General features: G+C 40.9%; 15 protein-coding genes. 7 read left to right on the top strand and 8 right to left on the bottom strand.

Annotation, left to right across the window (positions count from 1 at the left end; translation table 11 throughout):
- Positions 1-107: 107 nt before the first annotated feature.
- The 7 genes from mfd to H153_RS0100410 all read left to right on the top strand — a co-directional run bounded on the left by mfd (position 108) and on the right by H153_RS0100410 (position 8,668).
- A complete protein-coding gene (mfd, locus tag H153_RS0100450; RefSeq protein WP_022846161.1) occupies positions 108-3,305 on the top strand; it encodes a transcription-repair coupling factor in 3,198 nt (1,065 codons plus the stop codon).
- Positions 3,289-4,449 (top strand): nickel-dependent hydrogenase large subunit, encoded by a 1,161-nt coding sequence (locus H153_RS0100445; RefSeq protein WP_022846160.1) that lies wholly within the window; start codon positions 3,289-3,291, stop codon positions 4,447-4,449. Before mfd ends, H153_RS0100445 begins: the two co-directional genes overlap by 17 nt.
- Positions 4,450-4,460: 11 nt before the next feature.
- On the top strand, positions 4,461-5,201 hold the full coding sequence (locus H153_RS0100440) for a 4Fe-4S binding protein (RefSeq protein ID WP_022846159.1): 741 nt from the start codon (positions 4,461-4,463) through the stop codon (positions 5,199-5,201).
- 9 nt (positions 5,202-5,210) lie between these two features.
- On the top strand, positions 5,211-6,119 hold the full coding sequence (locus tag H153_RS0100435) for a Coenzyme F420 hydrogenase/dehydrogenase, beta subunit C-terminal domain (RefSeq protein WP_022846158.1): 909 nt from the start codon (positions 5,211-5,213) through the stop codon (positions 6,117-6,119).
- A gap of 1 nt (position 6,120) precedes the next feature.
- Positions 6,121-6,396 carry a metalloregulator ArsR/SmtB family transcription factor gene (locus H153_RS0100430; protein ID WP_022846157.1) on the top strand — a complete coding sequence of 92 codons (276 nt, stop codon included), beginning with the start codon at positions 6,121-6,123 and terminating at the stop codon, positions 6,394-6,396.
- A gap of 147 nt (positions 6,397-6,543) precedes the next feature.
- Positions 6,544-7,932 carry a phosphoglucomutase/phosphomannomutase family protein gene (locus H153_RS0100420; protein WP_022846155.1) on the top strand — a complete coding sequence of 463 codons (1,389 nt, stop codon included), beginning with the start codon at positions 6,544-6,546 and terminating at the stop codon, positions 7,930-7,932.
- 538 nt (positions 7,933-8,470) lie between these two features.
- On the top strand, positions 8,471-8,668 hold the full coding sequence (locus tag H153_RS0100410) for a zinc ribbon domain-containing protein (RefSeq protein WP_022846153.1): 198 nt from the start codon (positions 8,471-8,473) through the stop codon (positions 8,666-8,668).
- 5 nt (positions 8,669-8,673) lie between these two features.
- Here the strand turns inward: H153_RS0100410 and hydE are convergent, their stop codons facing one another.
- The 8 genes from hydE to H153_RS0100370 are packed head-to-tail and all read right to left on the bottom strand — an operon-like array spanning position 8,674 to position 16,666.
- Positions 8,674-9,771 (bottom strand): [FeFe] hydrogenase H-cluster radical SAM maturase HydE, encoded by a 1,098-nt coding sequence (gene hydE / locus H153_RS0100405; protein ID WP_022846152.1) that lies wholly within the window; start codon positions 9,769-9,771, stop codon positions 8,674-8,676.
- The gene (locus H153_RS0100400; protein ID WP_022846151.1) at positions 9,758-10,024 is read right to left on the bottom strand and encodes a hypothetical protein; all 267 of its coding nucleotides are present in this window, start codon (positions 10,022-10,024) and stop codon (positions 9,758-9,760) included. The genes hydE and H153_RS0100400 overlap by 14 nt, the downstream gene beginning before the upstream one ends.
- Before the next feature lie 42 nt (positions 10,025-10,066).
- Complete coding sequence (gene hydG, locus H153_RS0100395; protein WP_022846150.1) at positions 10,067-11,533, bottom strand: [FeFe] hydrogenase H-cluster radical SAM maturase HydG; 1,467 nt, start codon at positions 11,531-11,533, stop codon at positions 10,067-10,069.
- Positions 11,496-12,782, bottom strand: coding sequence for a [FeFe] hydrogenase H-cluster maturation GTPase HydF (gene hydF, locus H153_RS0100390; protein WP_022846149.1), 1,287 nt, complete (start codon positions 12,780-12,782; stop codon positions 11,496-11,498). Before hydF ends, hydG begins: the two co-directional genes overlap by 38 nt.
- Positions 12,766-14,175, bottom strand: coding sequence for an aspartate ammonia-lyase (locus H153_RS0100385; protein ID WP_022846148.1), 1,410 nt, complete (start codon positions 14,173-14,175; stop codon positions 12,766-12,768). Before H153_RS0100385 ends, hydF begins: the two co-directional genes overlap by 17 nt.
- Positions 14,175-14,873 carry a cytochrome b/b6 domain-containing protein gene (locus tag H153_RS0100380; protein WP_022846147.1) on the bottom strand — a complete coding sequence of 233 codons (699 nt, stop codon included), beginning with the start codon at positions 14,871-14,873 and terminating at the stop codon, positions 14,175-14,177. The genes H153_RS0100385 and H153_RS0100380 overlap by 1 nt, the downstream gene beginning before the upstream one ends.
- Positions 14,866-15,222, bottom strand: coding sequence for an iron hydrogenase small subunit (locus H153_RS0100375; protein ID WP_022846146.1), 357 nt, complete (start codon positions 15,220-15,222; stop codon positions 14,866-14,868). Before H153_RS0100375 ends, H153_RS0100380 begins: the two co-directional genes overlap by 8 nt.
- Positions 15,223-15,247: 25 nt before the next feature.
- Positions 15,248-16,666 (bottom strand): [Fe-Fe] hydrogenase large subunit C-terminal domain-containing protein, encoded by a 1,419-nt coding sequence (locus H153_RS0100370; RefSeq protein WP_022846145.1) that lies wholly within the window; start codon positions 16,664-16,666, stop codon positions 15,248-15,250.
- Positions 16,667-16,822: the final 156 nt, after the last annotated feature.

Genomic DNA, 16,822 nt, shown 5'->3' with positions numbered 1-16,822 from the left:
AAATATTATAACCAAAAAAAGATTCTCAACCACTTTACAAGCCCCTTGCACCTTTAAAGAAGCAAAAATATAATCATGCACAAATTCTCAGAGGTAAAGATAAAACGATGCTTGATAAAAGGCTACTAAAAGTCGTAAGAGGAAGGCTGAAAACAGAGGGCAAGGTTACCTGTTCAGGGCTACCGGGCGGAGCAAAAGCCCTGTTTTTAAAAGAACTTCACACAGCGACTAAAGAAAAATTCATCCTCATAGCACCGACAGAACCTCTATCTGAAGCATTACACGCAGACCTTTTAAGAGAAGGAATTAACGCGGTTTATCTACCGCCGTGGGATTCTTCACCTTTTGAACCTGCATCACCCTCTCCATCTGTTCAATACAAACGATTCTCTGCCCTTTTCAGGCTGCTTGAAGAAGACTTTGAAATTCTGGTAACAAGCGTTAAAGGTTATCTTCAAAAAGTCCTTTCACCGGAAGAGATAATAGAGTACTCTCTAACCATTGAAAAGGATAAAGAAATCCCAAGGGGAGAACTTGAAAAATTCCTGACAAAAGGCGGTTTTACAAGGGTTGAAGCAGATGCAGAAGAGGGCGAATTCCTGCTAAAAGGTGATACTCTCACCATCAACACACCTGAAGAAAAGGTAACCGTTGAGTTTTTTGGCGACACTGTTGAGAAGATAACGGTAAACGGAAAAGAAAAAGAACGGGTTACAATCTTTCCTCTATTTGAGATGGTACCTGACAGAGATAGGCTTAAAAGCCTTGAAGATATATATCCAGAAGTTTATGAGAAACACTTTCTCTTTCCTTCTTTAAGCGGTGCGGAAAAGCTCCTGCCGGATTTTTTCAAGTTAGTGCCTTTAAAGGAGTACATTGAAAGCTACCGTATTGTTACGGTTGAACCTTTTCAGTGTAAGGCAATAAAGGAAGATTTCATAAGAGAACTTGAAAACGAAGCGAAAATCCTCGAGCGGGAAGGATATCCCCATTCAAAAGTTGAAGGTTTTGTTTCGGATGAACTTCCTGAACCTTCAATTACGATAGTGGAAAAGGGGAAAAGTGACGCCGACTTTGGTTTAACACCGCTCCCCAACCTTGACGTTGTTGAAGCTGAAGAAATCCTTAAATCCGTTTCTAAAGACACGATAAGAATAATCCACTCAACAGAAAGCTTGAAAGAAGAAATTGAGAGACTCCAAAAAACGTTGAACCTAAAAATTACCCTCGAAAAAGGCATTTCCGCAGGCGGATACAGGATAAAAGAACAGTCGTTTTCCCACCTGTGCGAAATAGAGGTCTTCTCACCGTTTAAGGAAAAGTCCGTTCTAACTCTTTCACCGGGTGAACTTGTTGTTCACAGAGACTACGGCATAGGAATATTCAAAGGAATAACCAGCAGAAGGATAGCAAACAAAAAGTTCGACTTTGTTGAAATAGAGTATGCAGGCGGCGAAAAACTTTTGGCCCCGTTTACACAGATAGACAGAATCTATCCGTATTCAGGTTACAAAGGAAAAAAGCCAAAACTTGACAGGTTAGGCGGAACATCCTGGAAAAACCTTGAAAGACGGATAAAAGCCTCTCTTATAAAGTTTGCCAAAGAGCTTGCAGAGCTTTACAAAGAGAGAAAAACGGTAACAGGTGAACCTATCGTTGGAAATCCAGAAATAGTAAAGGCGTTTGAAAAGGCATTTCCGTTTAAAGAGACAGAAGACCAGCTTAAAGCTATAAGAGACGTTTATCGGGACATGGAATCGGAAAAGCCGATGGACAGGCTCATATGCGGTGATGTCGGTTTCGGAAAGACGGAAGTTGCCATGAGAGCCGCGATGAAAGCGGTATCCGCAGGAAAGCAGGTTGCGCTCCTTGCACCAACAACGATACTTGCAGAACAGCACTACAGAACGTTCAAAGAGAGATTTAAAGACTTCCCTGTAACGATCGAGCTTCTATCAAGATTCAGAACCAAGAAAGAACAAAAAGAAATACTTGAAAAACTTAAAAACGGTGAAATAGACATAATCATCGGTACCCACAGGTTAACCTCTCCTGACGTTGAATTTAAAAATTTAGGACTTCTGATAATAGATGAAGAACACAAGTTCGGCGTTAAAACAAAAGAGAAACTAACATCCCTAAAGAAAAACCTTGACGTTCTTTATCTGTCCGCAACTCCGATACCAAGAACCCTCTATTCGGCCATATCAGGTTTCAGAGACATATCGGTTATCGAAACACCTCCCGTCGGCAGAAAGGGAACAAAAGTTGCCGTGATGAAATACACGGATAAAATCCTGAAAACGGCAATTGAACGGGAGCTTGAAAGAAACGGACAGGTGTTTATTGTCCACAACGACATATCTTCCCTTGAAGAGATTAAACAGAAAATAGAATCCTTTTTTCCTGAGGTTCCTTCAGAAATCATTCACGGACAGATGAGGGCAGACAAGATAGAGAGAATTATGCACCGTTTTGTAAACGGCGAAACGAAAATTCTGATAGCAACCTCCATCGTCGAGTCTGGACTTGATATACCTTCAGCAAACACTTTAATCGTCATCGGTGCGGAAAATTTTGGACTATCTCAACTATATCAGCTAAAGGGAAGAGTCGGAAGAGGCGTAGAAAAAGGCTACTGTTATCTCCTCATCTCACCTAAAGCAAAGCTTACAAAAGAGGCTGTAAAAAGGCTTGAAGCTGTTAAAAAGGTATCCCAGCTTGGCGGTGGATTCCAGTTAGCACTAAAAGACCTTGAGATAAGAGGCGCTGGGAACCTTTTAGGACCTCAGCAGAGCGGCTACATCAACTCTGTGGGACTTGACCTGTACTTAAAACTTTTCTCAGAGGTCGTAGAAGAAAGGGAAAAAGAGAAAGACGTTAAGCTAAACATCCCTGTTGAAGCTTTCATCCCTGAAGACTATATAGAGGATTCAAAAGAAAGACTAAAGGTGTATGCAGAACTTTCATCAACAGAAAATCCTTCAGAACTCCTTGATAAGATGAAAGAACTCTACGGACCAATCCCTGATCCCGTTGTAAATACGTTCAAACTATTTAAAATCAAAAAGCTGGCAAAAGAGTTGGGTGTAGCGGAACTTTCCCTTACCCCTTCTGGAAGGTTGATACTTAAATTTAGTGATGAGGTAAACATATCACCTGACCAGCTGGTGGAATACGTAAAGGAAAAAGGAGCAACGTTCACACCGGATAAAACACTTTACGTTGACGCAGGAACAACACTTGAAAAGGTAGAAGAAACACTTAAAGAGCTTAAGGAGAAAACCTGTGATAAAGAGAATTGAAATAGAGCCAATTCCACTTACCGAAGGATGCTCAAAGCTGGTTTTAAAGGTTGAAAGGGGCATTATCGTTGAAGGTTACTACTACGCTCTTGTTCCTATTAGAGGCTTTGAAACTCTCCTTCTTGACAAGGAAGCTCCCTTTGCGACGGTCGCTGCAACAAGAATATGCGGCATGTGTCAGGCAGTTCACAGCATAGCGGCGGCTAAAGCAATAGAAGACGCCTGCAACATTGAAGTTCCAGAAGCTGCAGAAAAGTTGAGAGAGGCTCTTAACCTTGCCGTAAGAGTCTATAATCATCTGCTCCATCACATTGTCATATCGGGAAACATGTTTGAAGACAAAGACGAACGATTCGAATTTATAAAAGGCGTTCAGCGTATCAGAAAAAATATCTCAACGATAATGGAAATAATCGGCGGTGAGTTCGTTCATCCGCCAAATGTGGTCGTGGGCGGTATCTCTTCATCAATAGATGAATCTGTCAGAGAGAGACTTATAAACCTCGCTGATGAAAGTATTCCCCTTGCAGAGAAGGAAACTAAAAGATTTATTGACTATATAAATCACATATGGAAGAAACGAAACCTGCCTGATAATCTTGGCTCTCATAACCTTGATTTCTTTATAGCTGAAGACTTCCATTCAGAAGATATAGAAGAGCTGTATCCCCAGGAAGTTTTTCCAGAGTTCCCTTTTAAAAGAGAAGCAACAAACACCCTCGTAAAGGTAAAAGGAAAAGCCGTTGAAACAGGCGTGAGAGCAAGAAAAGTTAAAAAAGAAGGTTTTAAACCATCAGGAGGTATAAAAGAACTCCACATACTGAGAGCAGAAGAAATCATATCTGCTTTAAAGAAGATGAAAACAATACTTGAAGAAAACACTTTTAATAGAGAATTATGGAATAGAGAATTTCCTGTTTCCGACGGAGAAACAACGGGTACAGGAATTGTTGAAGCACCAAGAGGCGTAAATATTCACCAGGTAAGAGTTGATAAAAGCGGAAAGATTACATATTATAAGATTGTTGTACCTACTGCTATAAATATGTTAGCCATTGCAGAAGCACTTAAAGGTGAAAAAGTTGAATATGCTGAGATGGTGGTGCGGGCGTACGATCCCTGTATCGCCTGTGCAACACACTAACGGGGAGAAAGTTGGTTTATTCATTTGATAACTTTGAACTTGAAGAAGACATAAAAGTTAAAGTTGGCTTTTTCCATCTTTCAAGCTGTTCAGGATGCCAAATAGCTTTCCTTGATATGTTTGATGAACTTGCAGATGTTCTTGATACCGTAGAAATAGCCTACTCAAATCTTCTTACAAATAACAAAGAAATTCCTAAAATAAATGTTGCTTTCGTTGAAGGCACTTTCTCTATAGGTTTTGAACCCCACATCAGATTACTTAAAGAAATATACGAAAAAGCAGACATTATCGTAGCCGTAGGTGGATGTGCAGCTTTTGGAGGAATAAGAAGATTAAATACCGGTGCCCAGGCTCCACAACCTTCTCATCAGGCATCAATTCCCATAACAGAAGTTGCCTTTTTAAGAAACAAGATAAAGTATGTTATTCCGGGATGTCCACCGAATCCTAACCTCTTGTACAAGTTTCTCCTTGCACTACTTGAGGTAAACGAGGATTTTTTAAGACCGTTTGAATTCATGGTATTTTCAACATTTGCCTGCGGATATGACATCCTTACAGAAGTGGTAAACAAAGGACTCTGCACTGGTTGTGGTACATGTGTCTCCGCTTGCCCAACAAGAGCCCTTGAATTCAGCAAAAGAACGCAGAGGCCTCAATTCAATAGATTATTCTGTATAAGCTGCGGTTCATGTCTTGCGGCATGTCCTCAGTCATTCAAACCATATCCCCAGCCGGTTTATGGATAGGGAGGGACAATGCTTGGGCTTAACAGGCAATTCATACTGGGAAAATTTACAAAGGCATTCTTGCTCCGAGCTGGTAAGAACGCAACACCAAAAGACAATCTCAGGATTCTTCTTGAATCAGCATTTGATAAGGGGTTAATAGATAGTGTAATAGGAACAACCATCAAAGAGAAAAATGGTACAAGTGTAACAACTCCTGTATTTATAAAATCTAAAGAGGAATTAAAAGGCAATGAACAGTTTTTCTTCGTCCATGGTGGACAGAATTCTATATTAAAGGAAATAACGCAAAAATATTCTTTTGAGAAGGTGGCTGTTGTTGGACATTCTTGTGTCCTTGATGGAATAAATAAGATGCAGTATTTCGGAATAGGGTACAACTTTACCGCGTTGAAGTTCGCACTAAAGATTGGAATTTTCTGCATTGGTGCGGCTTCAATGGAAGGAATAAAGTGCCTCCTTAAAGAAAAAGGAGATAGTTCAGGAAGAATAAATGAAATTTTCATTAATAGAGGTAAAATTTATATAAAATCATCTAAATTATTTGCATTTTCACCCGAAGAGTATTATTTTTATGTTAACGAGGGCTGCAAGGTTTGTATGAACGTAAGTTCCCGGGGAAGTGACGTTACATTTGTCCCTTGCCTTGATAATGACTATTCTTTATGTTTTGTCAGGAGCAAAAGGGCTGAAAAGCTCTTCGAAGATGTTCCTTTTGAAGTCAAAGAGGCGGGGAAGGAAGAAATTTCAAGGGTTGAAAATATGGCAAAGGAGATACTAAAGAAAAACATAGAGACTACCCTTGAGAGAGCAGAACTTGGAATACCGTCAAACAAATGGGACGGGAACAGATATGGAAGATTCAGTGCGCTGTGGAACAATATATATGCTGAAGATATAGAAGAGGAGGTGTTTTAAAATGCTTCTAACAGAAGAACTAAGAATGAAGGCAGAGGTTATTAAGGTCCTCGGACATCCAGAGAGGCTCGCTATTTTGATGCTCCTCTCCGATGGTGAGAAATGTGTAAAAGATTTAAAAGAAGCTCTTGGCATTTCTCAACCAAAGGTTTCCCAGCACGTTGGTATCATGAAGGAGCTCGGGATACTCAACTTCAGAAAAGAGGGAACAAAAGTTCTCTACTCTATCGGAGACGACAGAATAAGAGAATTCCTCGATATCTTTGTTCTTGACTGATCAGGCAGGCGGGTAATTCCCGCCTTTTCTTTTCTCTCCTTTCCTTCTTTTATCAGCTTGCTCTGTAAAAATTCTTAATAAAACTGCCTTCATATTTATACTCCAATTATTTGTATAATAAACTTTAAAAAGAGCTGGAGGAAGCAGGTGGCTATAAAATTTGGAACTGACGGATGGAGAGGTGTAATCGCCGATGATTTTACATTTGAAAACTTAAGAAAAGTAACCCAGGCCCACGCAAAAGTTTTAAAAGAAGACGGCGCTAAGAGAATCGTTGTCGGATATGATATGCGTTTTTTATCACCGGAATTCGGAAAGTTTGTAGCCGAAACTCTATCCGGCGAAGGATTTGAAGTTGTTCTTGCAGACACGTTTTCACCAACACCAGCGGTATCTTTCGCAACAAAATACATGAACTTTGACAACGGTATCGTTATCACAGCTTCTCATAATTACGGAAAATACAGTGGTTACAAGGTAAAAGAATCATTCGGCGGTGCAGCAACGACAGCTTACGTAAAGAGAATAGAAAAGTACCTTCCCGATGTGGAAAGTGCGGAAAGAAAAGCTGGTGAAGTTAAAACAGAAGATATAAACACTCCCTACATTGAAGCTGTGAGAAATCAGATTGACCTGTCACTTTTTAAAGAAAGAGCGGTAAAGATTGTTCACGACCCTATGTTCGGTGCACAGCAGAACTTCGTTTCGCAAGCCTTAAAAGGAACAAAGGCAGAAGTTACAGAGATACACAGTTACAGAGACCCCTTATTCGATAATAAACATCCTGAACCCATCGTTGAAAAGAACATAAAATCTTTAATGGAAAAAGTAAGAGCAGTAGGTGCTGACATAGGCATAGCAAATGATGGAGATGGTGACAGGGTCGGCATAGTTGACGAGAACGGGAATTTTGTAAACTCACAGATAGTGTATGCCTTAATACTCCTCCACGTACTTAAAAACAAAGGACTTAGAGGCGGCTGTGTTGTAAAAACTGTATCAACAGGATACCTGGTCAATAGAGTCTGCGAAGATTTCGGAATAGAACTTGTTGAAACACCTGTTGGATTTAAAAACATAACAGAGGTGATGCTTAAAAGGAAAGTTCTCTTTGGCGGTGAAGAGAGCGGCGGTTATGCCCTCATGGATTATCTACCCGAAAGAGACGGTCTTCTCATGGGGCTGTTTATCGTTGAAAAGATGCTGGTTGAAGGCAAAAGTCTTTCCAAAATGGTAGAAGAACTATTTGAAAGGTACGGAAGCGCCTACTACAGAAGGATCGACCTTCCGGTTTCAGAAGAAGAGAAAGCTGTTCTTAATAAACTTAAAGAGAATCCACCGGAAGAGGTAGAAGGAAAAAAAGTTAAAAAAGCCCTAACAATAGATGGCTTAAAACTGATATTTGAAGACGATTCGTGGCTCCTGTTCAGACCATCAGGAACAGAACCGGTGTTCAGAACATACGCAGAAGCACCAACACCGGAAGAGGTAGAAAAACTGATACAGAAAGGCGTTAATCTGATAAAGGGACAGTAATCTGTCCCTTTACATCAGACAAGATTACTGTCTTCAGATTGCTCTTTTAAAAGCCTCAGATAATCTTCTGCGGAATATATCAGTAGCTTTTTTTCAGCCGCAGAATCTTTAAACAATTTTTTTCTGCTTTTCTTCCACTTGTCATACTTAACTTCTCGTAAAACCATAAAAATCAAGAGACACATAAAATATTCTGTGTGGCTCCAATCCGGATTCAATCAGGTGGTCTATAAAAAGTTTCATTATAGTTGTTTGTCCTGCCCTTCCAAGACCGGTCAAAAGAATCACATCTTTTGTATTAAGAGGAAAGAAAAGTTCGGAAGTGTACTTTTCTCTATCTACTTTTCCCTTAGCTGCCTTTTCTCCTTCCCATCAGGGATTAAAACGATAAAGTATAATTTCCGTCTTTACGCTACCATCGTATAAAACAAGCACCGTCTCTGGTTTATTTAAAATCCAGCTGAATATACCACTAATACTTGACAGAAAATCCAGTTTCACTACATTTTTAGAATGAACAAAATATCAAGGAGGTTGAATGCCGGTTTACGAGTTTAAATGCGAAGATTGTGGAAAAGAGTTTGAAAAGTTTGTTATTTCAGCTTCAAAGGTAAGCGAGGTAAAGTGTCCATACTGCGGTTCTCAAAACGTTAAAAAGAAAATTTCTGCATGCGGTATAGGTGGAAGCAGCTCAAGTTCAAGCTCAACAGGTGCAACCTGCTCACCGTTTGGCTGAGGTATTTAAACAGGGGCGGTCTGCCCCTTTATCCTTTCAAAGTAGTGAACAGGATCTCCCCATCTATCAAAAACAGGCGTGTATCCTGCCCTTTCTATTCTTTCTGCCATCTGAGAAACGGTCAGATTGTTCTTGTTCTCGTAAATTGAATAAGCTTTTTTGAAATCAGAAGGTGTAAAAACAGGCATAACAACATTTGCACCGGCTATTATTCCAGTTTCAAGGGAATTCTCACATCCGGGAATACTTTGAAGAGCAGTTGATGCAACTATGTTTACATCTTCCAGAATAACTCTGGCAAAAGCTATCATCTTCACGGAAAGCTCATAAGCCTTCCTGTAAAAACCTTTCTTCTCTATTTCTTTTCTGTACCACACGAAAAGAGGCGTATCTCTATGCTCTATGTAAGGCCCCATACCTACCATATCTACATCAAAACTTTTAAAAAATTTAAGGTCGTTGAGAAGATGCTTAATCGTCTGTCCCGGAACGCCTATCATAACACCCGTTCCAACCTGATAACCTATCTCTTTAAGCCACTCAAGACACCTTAATCTTGTATCAAAAGAATGGTCTTTATCCACAGGATGAAGTTTTTCGTAAAGCTCTCTATCCGAAGTTTCAATCCTCAAAAGATACCTGTGGGCACCGGCCTTAAAAAGCTCTTCGTAGTGTTCTTTCTCAAGTTCACCAAAGGATATTGTTATACCGGCACCTTCTGGTTGTTTTCCATTTTCTTCATCTATCTTTTTTGTCTCTTCTTTTATCCTTTTCACAATGTTTACAAGCTTTTCAACCCATCTGTCACTTTTTACTTCTCCCGACTGAAGGGCAAGTGAGGAAATACCGCTTTTATATATAGAAACGCCAATAGCAACTGCTTCATCCTCAGACAGGGCGTACCTTCTCAATTTCGTATTATCTTTCCTCAAACCGCAGTAATAGCAGTTTTTTGAGCAGATGTTTGATATTTCAACAAGACCTCTAAAATAGACAAAATCACCAACTTTTTGTTTTCTTATAAGGTCTGCAAGTGATATAAGAGAACCGCTGACACCATCTATTGAAAGTTCTTTAAGAATCCTATCGTCACTTATCTCCATCAAAATACCCTTTGAGAATCCTGACTATCTCTTCTGACTTACTTTCATCTATACTACCGTCAAAAATGGAAACACCGTAACGTTCATTAATTTTGATCCTTTTAACAAAAGGAGAAAGCTCCATAGAAGAACCACAAAGAAAAGACCAGCGCCTCCCCAAAAGTTCACACAGGGCAACGTTAACATCGGGAAACTTCTGCTTAATCTCTTTTTGAAACGCTTCAAAACGTTTTATCACTTCTCCTTTTTCCATACTTAACTCCATAAAAATATGGGGGAAAATATCCCCCTAAAATTATACGTAAAGGTCTCTCTCACCGTTTTCTATCCTTTTAAGGTACTCTTCAACAATTTCCCTTAATTTTGGATGGTTAATGGCTTCAAGTTCTTTCTTTATAAGCTCCTCACCAACCTTCCTCGTTTCAGGAGAAGCGTAGTCAAGGAGATACTCTTTAAACGTCAAAATGGCGTTAGGCATGCAGAGGTGATGAACCTTACCGGTTTTTGCTATATCCATAAAGTAATTTCCTGTCCTTCCACATCTGTAACCTGCTGTACAGAAGCTTGTAATCCTTCCAGTGGAAGCAAGCCACCTGATACCTTCGTCAAGTGAACGGTTATCGTTAATGAGAAACTGCTGTTTCTCAGGGTCAAAGGCACCTTTGCTGTAAGAACCAACACCGATGTTTGTTCCAAAGTCAAGCTGAGTAACACCAAGAGGCAGAACCTTTTCTCTTATTTCTGCAGGTTCTCTTGCCGTTAAAATCATACCTGTGTAAGGCACGGAAAGCCTTATAACCGCAACCAATTTCAGGAAATCTTCGTCACTTACAAGATACTTCCTCTGCTTCTCATAGAATGGTGTTCCAACTGCCGGCTCAAGCCTCGGAAAGGAAATTGTGTGAGGTCCGACGCCGCCAAAACGCTTTTCAAGATCAATAGCGTGGTATAGAAGTCCCATTACCTCAAAACGCCAGTCGTAAAGGCCAAAAAGTGCTCCTATAGCGACGTCGTCAACACCTGCTTCCTGCGCCCTGTGAAGTGCGTATAACCTCCACTGATAGTTTGCTTTAAGACCTCTGTGAAGTTTCTTGTAGGTTTCGTGGTGGTATGTCTCCTGGAAAACCTGATATGTCCCAATTCCAATATCCCTTAAAAGTTCAAGGTCTTCAACGCTCATAGGAGCTGCGTTAACGTTTACCCTTCTGATTTCCCCGTGACCGACTTTCGTTTCATAAGTAACTTTAAGAGTCTCTGCTATAAACTTTGCATCTGAAAGGGGATGTTCACCGTAAACCATGATAAGCCTTTTGTGACCCTGCTTGACAAGTGCTTCCACTTCCTCTCTAAGTTCGTCCATTGTAAGGCGTTTTCTCTTTACCTTATCGTTGGAAATTCTGTAACCACAGTAGTCACAATCGTTCACACAGTAGTTGGAAACGTAAAGTGGCGCAAAAGTTACAATCCGTCTACCGTAAACTTGCTCTTTTATTTTTCCAGCCGCTTCAAAAATCTCCTGCCATAGTTCTTCATCTTTAACGTGCAAAAGTGCCGCTGTTTCATCAGGTTCAAGCCTTTCAAGTTCAAGAGATTTTGCTATAATTTCTCTTATACGGGAAGGTTCGGGATTACTGTTTGCCTTTAATTTTTCCCATATCTCCTCATCGTTGATGAAATCCCTGCCGTTTTCCATGTACTTCTCATACTGTTCTGGCTTTATAACGTTAGATATCCAGGATTTTACAGCCTCTTCGGTTAACATTTCTCTTCCTCCTTTTAACGCTGTTTCTAAAAGCCCTCAAAGCTGATGGGAAAGGTTCAAGCACCCTCTCTGCCACCCCTTGAGTGAGGGATATTGTCATCCCGTAGTTTGTTATTGGTACGCCGGCCCTTTTAGCAGCTTCTATCCTTGAAAGCATCTCCCTTCTATTTAAAGTGCAGGCTCCACAGTGAACAACAACATCGTAACCGGATAGGTCCTCCGGATAACTTCTTCCTGCGTGATGGTGAAACTCTATATCCTTTAAACCGGTAAACTGCCTTATCCATCGGGGAATCTTAACTCTACCGATATCGTCCTCTATTGGATGGTGAGTGCAGGATTCAGCGATAAGAACCCTTGCACCTTCTTTAAGATTTTTTATTGCTGCAAGTCCTTTTGCAAATTCGGTAATATCACCTTTATACCTTGAAAAGAGCACCGAAAATGTCGTGAACTTAACACCTGAAGGAACGTCAGCAGAAACCTTTAAAACTACCTGAGAGTCACAAATAACAACGTCAGGCTTCCTGTTTAAGATAGAAAGCATGAATGGAAGTTCCCTTTCCTTAACAACAATTGCCGTTGCATCACTATCAAGAACATTTCGTATCGTTTGAACCTGAGGCAGAATCAGCCTCCCTTTAGGTGCTTCAAGATCTATAGGAACAACAAGGACAGCTATACCGCCTGGGGGAACAAGGTCACCAATAAGCTGAGGTTCTTTTAGAAACTCTGAAGGAACAACCTTAAGCAGAATCTTCTTGAATTTTGAAAGTGCCTCTTCCCTTGAATCGCTCTTTGCAGAAATTTGAATAACAGGTGCTTTCTCTTCAAGCTTCTTTACAAAACTTTCAGACGGTTTTGAAAAATCCACTTTATTGACAACAAAGGCAAAAGGAATCTTTTTCTCCTCCAACTTTTCTATCAACCGCTCTTCAAAATCGGTAAACCTATCAGGTTCAAGAACTAAAACGGCAACATCACACCGCTTGAGTATCTCCATTGCTTTTCTTATTCTCTCTTTCCCAAGTAGAGACTCGTCATCTACACCGGCAGTATCAAGAAAAAGCACAGGACCTATAGGGAGAATCTCCATCGCCTTTTCAACAACATCTGTCGTGGTGCCGGGAACGTCGGAAACTATAGAAACTTCCTGACCGGTCAGAAGGTTTATAAGACTTGACTTACCCACATTTGTCCTGCCAAAAACGCCTATGTGAAGCCTCAATCCTTTAGGTGTTGAATTCATCTAAAAGCTCCTCTAAGTCCTCTTCATCATAGCCGAAGGCGTTAAGGTATTCTGGTGAGAGAAGTTTTTCAACAACTTTCCTGCCAAACCTCTGTGTCAGATAATCTCTAATGTTTTTCACTCCCTTCTCTTTTATCTCTTTAACTACCTCTGTCGCATTTTCATAACCTATAAGGGGCAACATAACCGTAACAAGGGAAAAGCTTCTATCAAAGTATTCCTGACACTTTTCAGGAACAGGCCTTATCTGGGCAACGTGCTTAGAAAGAATCTCAGAAATATTAATAAGAAGTTTTAAAGCCTCTATTAAAGAAAAAGCAAGCAGCGGCATAAACTCTACTATTTCAAAAGAAGCGTGAGATGCACACTCTCTAACCGTTGAAAAATTGGCTTTAACTCTAATTGCAACCTGCATTGCAGCTTCCATGATAACCGGATTAACTTTTCCCGGCATTATGGAAGAACCTGGCTGAACAGGTTTTAAGTTTATCTCTTTTAACATGTTCATGAGCCTCAAATCATTCGCTATCTTAAAAACGTTTGATGCATATGCGTCAAGAATTCCTGCCACTTCCACAAAGTCGTCAGCAAAAGCGGTGACAGAAACGGGATTTTCATGCCTTGATATGTTCAGGCCTGTAAGCTCTCTCAAAACTTCTATGACTTCAAAAATGTAATCTCTTGGAGCTGCCAAACCGGTGCCGATGGCAGTTCCGCCGATATTAAGTGTCCTTATCCTCTCCATAGCCTTCCATATACGCCATCTATCCCGGGAAATAGCATCAGCATACCCGGAAAACTCTCTGCCAAGCGTTATGGGAACAGCTTCCTGAAGCTCTGTCCTGCCTATTTTTACGATGGAAGCAAACTCTTTCTCCTTCTTCTGAAGGCTCCCCTGAAACTCGGCAACTTTTTCACTGAGCTCCTTCAGAAGAAAGAGAGAAGCAATCTTAAGAGCCGTTGGATATGTATCGTTTGTTGATTGATGAAGATTTACATGTTCAAGGGGGTGAACGGGAAAGTACTTTCCCTTTTTACTGCCTAAAATTTCATTTGCCCTGTTAGCTATAACTTCGTTTACATTCATGTTTGTGGAAGTACCGGCACCACCCTGAAAAGCATCAACTATAAAATCCTCTTTAAACTTCCCATCTAAAATCTCATCGCAGGCCTTAACTATCGCCTGAACAATTTTCTCTTCCAGATAGCCAAGCCTTCCATTTGCAATGGCAGCAGCCTTTTTAACAACTGCAAAACCTTTTATAAGCTCGAAAGGAACACGATACTTAGAAACAGGAAAATTCCCCGCCGCCCGGGCGGTATGAATGCCGTAGTACCGGTCAGCGGGGATAGATACCTCTCCTAAAAAGTCTCTCTCAATGCGAAATTTCATCAGTGGTGATGTCCCTCCGGAATATCCTCTGGAATATCAATTTCTACAATTTCATTTTCAACCCATTTAGGGTTGTGATGAGCCGCAACCTCTATAGGTACAGTTCCAGGTCCAAATCCAAACATAGCTTTAACGTCGTCCGGGTGAATAAGGGCAAGTGGAACGTGGCCGAACGTTGCCATTGCACTAACAAGGATTGAACCCCAAACGTGAACGTAGAACATAACAGTAAAAAGACCTTTTCCAAGGGCATGCTTAAAGAGGAAAAGTCCCCATCCTGTTACGATAAGAATCGCAACAAAGAATACAAACATTGGATAACTTAACTTCTGACCTGCGTTGTACTTGCCTTGAGGCGCAACTTCCTCAGGACCAAAAGGAATTCCAAGCATCCTCGGATAACCACCAAAGTTTTTAAACCATGCAAATGTATCTCTATCCCAGGTAAAGAGTCTGTCAAGCATCATGTAGAATCTGTGGGGCGTAATGAATACAAATGCAATAAAGTTAAGCGTAAAAATAACAGCTGTGTAGATGTGAATCTTCATCATAAGAGCCATCGTTTGCGGCGATGCAAGCTTAAAGTAAGCAATAAGGCCTGTTATAAGAAGAATATACCAGGTCACGGCATTCACATTATGAAAAATCTTATTTGGAAGAGGAAATTTTAAAACTTTGTTTGTGTAATCATTAGCCATTACGCACCTCCCTTTTTGCTAACTGCCACCTTTCGTAGTAACGATGCGTGTGGAGAAGGTGATGGGATTTCTCACTTAAAGGATATTCTCCAAACTGCTCGTAATACTCCTTGACTGTCGGGTTTTCCTGAGAAGCAGCAAGTCCCTCTCTCTGATGAATCTTATCATCTTTGTAAAGACCTTCCTGCCTCGATGTAAGGTAATCGTGCCTTTTTCCATAGAAATACCCTATAACTGCCTTGCCAAAAGCCACAAACGCGGCAAGGATACCTGTAACTTTGAGAAATCCCCTCCTTGAAACAACCATAGAAGCAGGACCTTCTTCATACTTGTAAGGTAGCCTCCTCATACCTCCTTACCTCCTCAAACTCAAATTAAATACTGTTTCCAACTTCTTTTGGAATTGGGAAAAGCCCATCAATCCAGCCTGTTCCCATACCGTTAACAGGCTGTCCACCACCATCAACACATCCACCAGGACAGTTCATAACCTCTATCCAGTGGTACTTGGAACTTCCATCCAGTACCTCTTCTATTATTGTCGGAAGATGGTTCCTATTTCCGTTAACAACACACACATGAAGATCAAACGTCTTTCCACCAAGAAGCTTAACTGGAATTGGAATAACCGCTTCTCTGATACCTGTTGTGTAACCACGAACAGGATAGATATCCCATTTTGGTGGCCTTTCACCGGAAAGAACAAAGTAAGCCATACGGAGAGCAGCTTCAGTAACTCCACCTGAAGTTCCAAAAATTGTTCCACCACCTGTATAAATCTCCGTAGGTTCAGGATTTTCAATTTTTTCAGGCATTTCAAGAGGATTAATACCGTTTCTCCTGAGAAGCTCAGCCATATCTCTTGTCGTAAGAACAGCGTCAACGTCAGGGAATGGCGGTGTATCCTCTGGAATCTTACCGTTTTCCTTAAGATACTCGTAAGCAGCCTTGAATTCCGGTCTTGAAGCCTCAAAAATCTTTGCAGTACACGGCATTATTGTAACGTTATAAACGTTTCTTGGATCAACATTCCAGACATCAAGAGCAGCCCACGTTTTGGCCGACGGACCGAATATCTGCTGTGGGGATTTTGTACCTGAAACATGAGGACGAACGGCAGGAGCATAAAGTTCCATCCATCTTATCCATCCAGGACAGCAGCTTGTAAAGTGAGGAAGAGGATGGTGCTCACACCACTCGAGATTAATCGTCACAGGCTCAATTCCAAGAGCCTTTGCCATTTCCTCATCTATCTTCCATTCTTTCAGACCAACAACATGATAGAGAACTTTACAGATAAACTCCACTCCCTCTTCCCAGATAGTCTGATCAGCAGCAAGGTTGATGTCGTAGATTTTCACGTTGTTTCCAAGCTTCTTAAAGGCGTTGTACATTCTGCCCACGGTAAGCTCTCCCGTTTTTCCACCAAATTCCTCTGCGAGAGCTACTCTTACCGCCGGGGCAGGTGCAAAAACAACTACTGTGTTTGGATCTTTTAACTTGGCAGAAACCTCGTCAATTTGAGACATCTGCTCAATAGCCTGAAATGGACAGTTAACAAGGCACTGACCACAGGCTATACAGCGGTCAACATCGATTGAATGAGGCTCGCCAAGTTTCCCATTGATGGCGTCCGCCGGACAGTGAGGCCTGCAGGTATCACACGCCACACACCTGTCTTTGTTAATCCTGATGATACCCTTAAGCTCACCTGGAAGGTACGTACCACCTCCACTTCTTGCATCCTTGGGCGGAGCAAAGGTTGTTATTCTTTTCGTTCCAAATAAAGACATCCCTTTTACCTCCCTTCTGGGTTAGTATCACTTATGTGTAGTTTAGTGAAATTAAATTACGATGTCAAGAACCTACAGTAACAAATACTGCATAAAAATTTCGCAAAATATTAACACTACCGGATACAAAGAGAAGCTTATGTAAAATAATTTTTA

The organism is Desulfurobacterium sp. TC5-1, assembly GCF_000421485.1.
Classification (GTDB): domain Bacteria; phylum Aquificota; class Aquificia; order Desulfurobacteriales; family Desulfurobacteriaceae; genus Desulfurobacterium_A.
The sequence above is the reverse complement of the archived record's forward strand: the minus strand, read 5'-3'. Positions and strand labels throughout refer to the sequence as shown.